This is a genomic window from Flavobacterium sp., assembly GCF_049590715.1.
Lineage (GTDB): Bacteria > Bacteroidota > Bacteroidia > Flavobacteriales > Flavobacteriaceae > Flavobacterium.
This window is the reverse complement of sequence record NZ_JBAWDL010000268.1, coordinates 1-2,066: the sequence shown is the minus strand read 5'-3', so window position 1 is coordinate 2,066 and position 2,066 is coordinate 1. Positions and strand designations below refer to the sequence as shown.

1 protein-coding gene is annotated in these 2,066 nt (G+C 56.0%); it reads left to right on the top strand.

Annotated features, from left to right (window positions below; genetic code table 11):
* Window positions 1–18 precede the first annotated feature (18 nt).
* Window positions 19–2,066: hypothetical protein (locus WBQ70_RS12010; RefSeq protein ID WP_423914525.1), on the top strand; the 2,048-nt coding region annotated here is incomplete at its 3' end.

Genomic DNA, 2,066 nt, shown 5'->3' with positions numbered 1-2,066 from the left:
CTTATAAACGGCGCACCCATGAACGATGTGGAAACGGCCGATGCTTCCTGGAGCCTGTGGGGCGGACTGAACGACGTGTTCCGGGGCCGGAGCAACACCTATGGACTGGCGCCCGGCGAATGGGCGTATGGCGGTATTAACGGTACGGTATCGTTCGATGCCGTGGCAGCCAGGCAGCGGGCACAAACGCGGGTCACCTATTCGGCTTCCAACCGGCAGTACCGCAACCGGGTGATGTTCACAAAAAGCAGCGGCCTCACCAAAAGGGGCTGGGCCTATGCCGTTTCGGCTTCCCGGCGGTGGGCGGCTGAGGGCTACATTCCGGGCACTTTCTACGATAGCTGGAGCGGCTACTTTGCAGGGAGCAAACAGTTTTCGCCGGCTCACAGTCTGCACCTCACCGCTTTTGGATCCCGCACGGAACGCGTAAAATCGGCACCGGTGTATCAGGAAGCCGCCGACCTTGCCGGCAGCAACTACTACAATCCCAACTGGGGCTACCAGAACGGCGTTGTGCGAAATGCGCGGGTAGGAAAAACCTTTCAGCCCGTGGCCATGCTCACCTATGAGTGGAAGCCAGACCAGAGCTTTCAACTGACGGCTTCTGCCGCTTACCAGCAGGGCGAGCAGCGCAACACGATTTTAGACTGGTACAATGCACCCGATCCGCGACCCGATTACTACCGGTACCTGCCGTCTACCTATGCCCTTGATGGCAAAAATCCTGCGGATGCCCCCTTTCATTCCACGCAGCAGATTGAATGGGATAACCTGATTGCCATTAACCGCGTCCGTCTGGAATCGCCCGCCGGCGGGGCCGCAGAACGGCGCTCCCTGTATGTGGTGGGAAGCGATGTGGAACTCACCAGGAAATGGACCGGTGCCGTGAACTTCCAAAAGGTTTTGGGTGCCCACATGACGCTTGCCGGCGGGGCCTTTACCCTTCAGCAATGGGGCGAAAACTACCGGCAGCTGGAAGATCTGCTGGGCGGCGATTTTTACCGGAACCTGAATCAGTTTGCACTTTTCAACAATGCCGGTGTGGCCGGCGTAACGCAAAACAACCTGGATGCACCAACCGATGTGGTCCGGACCGGCGACCGCTATTTCTACAACTTTGAGAATCGCTTTTCGCGCACCTGGGTGTGGCAGCAGCTGCAGGCCACTTACAACAAAACAGATTTCTTTCTGGCCGGCTCTTTCGGGCAGGCGCAATTTGCCCGCAATGGTCTGTGGCGCAACGGCCTTTATGCCGGCGAAGGGGAGTCTTTGGGCGAATCCAAAACACCGCATTTCTCGCTGTGGAGTGTAAAGGGCGGCATTACCTATAAGCTGAATGGCCGCAATTATTTCTTTGCAAACGGCCTGCTTCAGCAGGATGCACCGCTGCCCGATAATGTTTTTATCTCGGCCCGGAGTCGCAACTTTATTGTGCCCGATGTGGAAGAGCAGCAGGTGCGCAGCACCGAGGTAGGCTATGTGCACCATTCCCCTTCCCTTTCCATACGGGCCGTTGGCTATGCCACCGATACGCGCAACGGCACCGACATTAAGCATTTTTTCCTGGAAGGTGGCGGCGCCAACACGTTTGTAAACTATGTGCTCACCAACCTTTCCACACGCAATATTGGCACCGAACTGGCAGCAGAATACAAGCTTACCACAGCCCTTTCGCTTACAGCAGTAGCCGCCGTTGGACAGTCGTACTATGTAGACAATCCGGAGGTGGCTATTTATCTCGACAACTTTATAGATCCTTCCGGCAGAGGCGGATTTACCGGTACGGAGCAGGTGCATCTTAAAAACCATTACCTGGCTGCGGGTCCGCAGAGTGCTTATTCGCTGGGTATTGGTTACCGCTCTCCCAAGTACTGGTATGGCAATCTGAATGTTTCCTTTTTGGACCGCAACTATATTGACATTGCGCCCACGCGGAGAACGGCAGCGGCAGTGGCCGGTTTGGAGCCCGGAAGTGCCGCTTATAATTCCGTTATTACCCAGGAGCGATTCAAGCCTGCCTTTTCGCTGGATTTGTTTGGGGGCAAGTCGTTTTTGCTATCCAAAAC